Here is a 3,911-nt window from a genome sequence, read left to right on the forward strand (position 1 = left end):
GGTGATGTCTGTGATTTCTATTGTGCTGTTCATGAGCTCTGTGATGCTGGTGGCAGTGAAAGGTTTTAACTGGGGCTTGGACTTTACTGGCGGTGTGGTTGCCGAGGTTCAGCTCTCTGATCAAGTAACCAAAGATGCGTTAAAAACCAAACTTGATACGGCTTTCCAACAAGACGTACAAGTGGTTGGTATGGCAGAACAGGATCGCTGGACAATTCGTTACAGTCAACTGACAGACGCTCCACAGCCAAACTTAGTGGATGCTTTGTCTTCTGTAAGTGACCAAGTAAAAGTGCTTAACAGCAGCGTGGTTGGCCCTCAAGTGGGTCAAGACATGGTTGACCAAGGTGGCTTGGCGGTATTGGTGTGTTTCCTAATGATCATGCTGTACCTGAGTGTACGATTTGAATGGCGTTTAGCACTCGGTGCCCTTGCCGCGATCATCTATGACGTGACGCTTATCTTGGGTCTGTTCGCTTTTACTCAGTTTGAGTTCAACCTGACTGTGTTAGCGGCTGTGTTGGCGATTTTGGGTTATTCATTGAATGACTCGATCATCATTGCCGACCGTGTTCGTGAAATGCTGCGTGGCAATCCAAGCGGTGATACTGACAACCTGCTTAACGAATCAGTTAAAGCGACCTTCTCACGCACCATGGTGACTTCAGGAACAACTCTAATAACCGTCTCTGCGCTTTGGCTACTGGGTGGCGCGGCACTGCAAGGTTTCGCTATTGCACTCGTTGTGGGTATTGTCAGCGGTACGTGGTCCTCCATTTCAGTAGGCATCACCCTACCTAAATTACTTGGCCTACAGCCTTGTCACTATCAGGTGAAACCAGTAGTAGAAGTTGAGGGTGAGTATCCTTAGTTTCCTGATTGCTTAAGTTTTCTAATTGGATAGCGCTCAGCCTTAGTCCTCATTGACCAACGAGTGAGTTCAGCAAAGCCTTTCGTTTGTAGCAAGACGAAGGGCTTTATTTTTTATAAGAGTCAACTGGTTAGAGAAAAGTGAGCCTATTTAAAAAAACAATGGATTGAGCAGGCAAGCCCTCATTATATGAAGTATGTTTATATGACGTCAGTAGAAATGAGGCAAGGGAATGGAATATCGACATCAATGTCATGTAGGCGACCACGGTGATGCACTCAAGCATCCAGTATTGAGTGCACTGGTTAAATCATTAATGCAGCAGCATTCACGCCTGAATGTTATCGACACCCACTCAGGTACAGGCTGTTATGATTTAACTACCGCACCAAGCAATCACGCGGGTGAGTTTGCAGAAGGGGTCGGGTACTTGTGGCGAAATAAAGCTTATCTTCCTCCGGCCTTTGCTTCATTTATGTCGGTGCTGGAATACTACAATCCGAATCAACTTATCTCTCTCTATCCGGGCTCAGCAGCCATCACTTACCAACAAGGCCGTAGCCAAGATAGTTTCTATTTTTCAGACATTCAGCAAGATGAAGCTGATTTACTGCAAACTAATATTGAGACGTTACAACGTGACCTTGATGTCTCAAGCAAGCTGACTATTTCCGCGGGTGATGGGCTTAAAGCGTTGCCTGATGACGTAGCAAAACACGATAATCATCACCTGATTGTTATCGATCCTCCCTATGAAACCGATTCTGAATATCTCGCGGTGATCGATGCCTTGGTTAAGGCGTATCAACAATCTGATAAGGTATCTGCACTAATTTGGTACCCGCTTTACACGGATGACAAGAGCTCACTGATTCTGAATCACTGTGTTACTGCAGTGAAAGATGGTTTGCTGCCAAGTCCGATTAAGTCGGAGCTTCGCCTTCGAGACCCTAAGGGTGATGATCGCCTAATCGGCAGTGGTTTGTTGTTATTCAACCCACCACAAGGCATTTCAGGAATAGTCGCAGATACGCTTGATTATTTACACAGCCAACTCTCGACCAATGGTGAAGGCTACTGGCAAATGAGAAGCCTATAGATCTGATTTTTATGGGTTTTATGATGATTTTCGAGATGTAGATCGCTAAATCATTTCAATCTGTATGGTTTAAATTGACCAAACTCTAACTTTTATCGATTGATTTATCGCGATGAATCATATAAAAATAGTACATCAATGCGCACAGGTGCATACTGGCTCATAAGTTAAATAATTACCCAAATTAATATCAGATTGTGGTTTACCCCCTAAACTGCATAAGGCTCGCACTAGTCACGCGAGCCTTTCTTTTGCCTGTCGAAAATGTTTACAACAGATTCTCTTCAATTTTTAGTGCTTTCTCGATGAGTTTCGCATTGAAATCTGCAGCTTCCACAGAGTAATGTGCTTTACGATGGCAAGTCGGACAGAGTGCAATTACATTTTCAGGGCAATCAGCTCCACCATCAGCTAACCGTGTCAGGTGATGCACTTCTAGGTAAGGACCTGACTTGGTCTCAAAAGGCGAGGGCACACCACAACCTTCACAAAGCCCATTTGCTCGTTTCTTTGCGTAAAGCTTGATTGCTTCACTGCGGTACTTCACATGCGTGAGTTGTTCTTTGGGGTCAGCTTTTAGTGGCGTTGAAGCTAACGCAATGTCTCGTAATTGCTTCAGAGACTTACTTTTAGTCGGCTTAGTAAGGTATGAAACTTTCGGAGATTGAATGATGTTTCCGATACTTTGAGGGACGATATCTAAATGGAAAACTATTGCATCACGGAGTTGATCGTTCTTGTCTGGGCGCTGTTCGATGTGATGACAGATGTAGTTGCAAACACCGACGAATCTTACGAAGCCAGTTGAGACTGATTCGAATAAGAGAATCTCTTTGAGGTTGTTTTGGTGTTCAAAGATGGCCAAGTTTCCTTTAACCATTTGCATATCACCTTCTTGCCCTTCTCCTGTATATCGGAAAGTGCCGTCTGCACTAAAACCATCAGAGTAGCCAAATTCTTCACCAGCATCGCTAGTGAAGATAAACACATATGGGTGAGCAGCCGGCGTCGCGATACCGCCATATTGCTGACCTTTGTAATGACCGTGTATATCTGTACGTCGATTGTAAACCTGTCCTACATTGAACAATGGAGAGTCCTCATTTATCCGTTTAAATCGGAATTATTATTGATATTTCTATAATTAATTTTTGTGTAAAGTTCAAATATAACAGTGGTTTAAGTTGAAATGTGCAATTGGATTTTCGAGTGTAAAAAGGTATCGGCTCGGTCACGTTTCTAGACAATTAAGCCTGCAGTACTCTGCAGGCTTGGTGTTTGTTTAATGCTTTATCACTACAACGCAGGGTAATCGATATAGCCTTTTTCGTTGCCGCCGAACAGAGTGGCGCCATCAAGATCGGATAGTTCATTGCCGTTTTGTAGGCGTGATACGAGGTCTGGATTCGCAACGAATGGGCGACCAAATGCGACGAGGTCGGCGTAGCCTTTGCTTAACACTTCTTCGGCGCGTTCTGGTGTGTAGCTGCCAGCAACGATGATGGTGTTAGAGAATAGCTCTCTTAGCTCTAAACGGAAGCTTTCAGGTATCACAGGTGCGTCATCCCAATCTGCTTCTGATAGATGCAGGTAAGCGATGTCGCGTGCTTGTAGCGCCTTTGAAGCTTCTAAAATAGTTGGCACGATGTCTGGGCAGTTCATGTCTTTGAAGGTGATGAACGGAGCTAAACGAACACCCACCTTATCGGCACCAATCGCATCAATCACTGCATCCACCACTTCGATTAGAAAACGAAGTCGGTTCTCGCGGCTGCCTCCATAGTTGTCGGTGCGCTTATTTGAATTGGTTCTTAGGAATTGATCGATGAGGTAGCCATTACCACCGTGGATTTCCACTCCGTTGAACCCTGCCTCGACTGCTTTTTTCGCTGAGTTAGCAAAATCTTGAACAACACGATCGATATCGGCTTGGGTCATCTC

3 protein-coding genes and 1 pseudogene are annotated in these 3,911 nt (G+C 44.7%); 2 read left to right on the forward strand and 2 right to left on the reverse strand.

All coding sequences use genetic code 11. The features are described 5' to 3' along the window. Position 1 precedes the first annotated feature (1 nt). Together secF and rlmJ are read left to right on the forward strand one after the other, a co-directional pair. Entirely contained in the window at positions 2 to 871 is an 870-nt protein-coding gene (gene secF, locus AB4653_RS15055; RefSeq protein WP_372104622.1) for a protein translocase subunit SecF, read from the forward strand. 232 nt (positions 872 to 1,103) lie between these two features. Beyond that, positions 1,104 to 1,970: a 23S rRNA (adenine(2030)-N(6))-methyltransferase RlmJ gene (gene rlmJ / locus AB4653_RS15060; protein ID WP_009846064.1), complete on the forward strand. Its 867-nt coding sequence runs from the start codon at positions 1,104 to 1,106 to the stop codon at positions 1,968 to 1,970. A gap of 268 nt (positions 1,971 to 2,238) precedes the next feature. Here rlmJ and AB4653_RS15065 read toward each other — a convergent pair whose 3' ends face one another. Together AB4653_RS15065 and AB4653_RS15070 are read right to left on the reverse strand one after the other, a co-directional pair. Then, positions 2,239 to 3,060, reverse strand: coding sequence for an HNH endonuclease signature motif containing protein (locus tag AB4653_RS15065; protein ID WP_009846065.1), 822 nt, complete (start codon positions 3,058 to 3,060; stop codon positions 2,239 to 2,241). 206 nt (positions 3,061 to 3,266) lie between these two features. Continuing rightward, positions 3,267 to 3,911: pseudogene (locus AB4653_RS15070) on the reverse strand (alkene reductase); the annotation flags it as partial.

The organism is Vibrio sp. 10N.222.48.A3 (assembly GCF_041475345.1).
Lineage (GTDB): Bacteria > Pseudomonadota > Gammaproteobacteria > Enterobacterales > Vibrionaceae > Vibrio > Vibrio tasmaniensis_A.

Bases quoted from the DNA above. Each gene is read 5' to 3' on its own strand.
- rlmJ (WP_009846064.1), top strand. From the start codon at position 1,104: ATGGAATATCGACATCAATGTCATGTAGGCGACCACGGTGATGCACTC.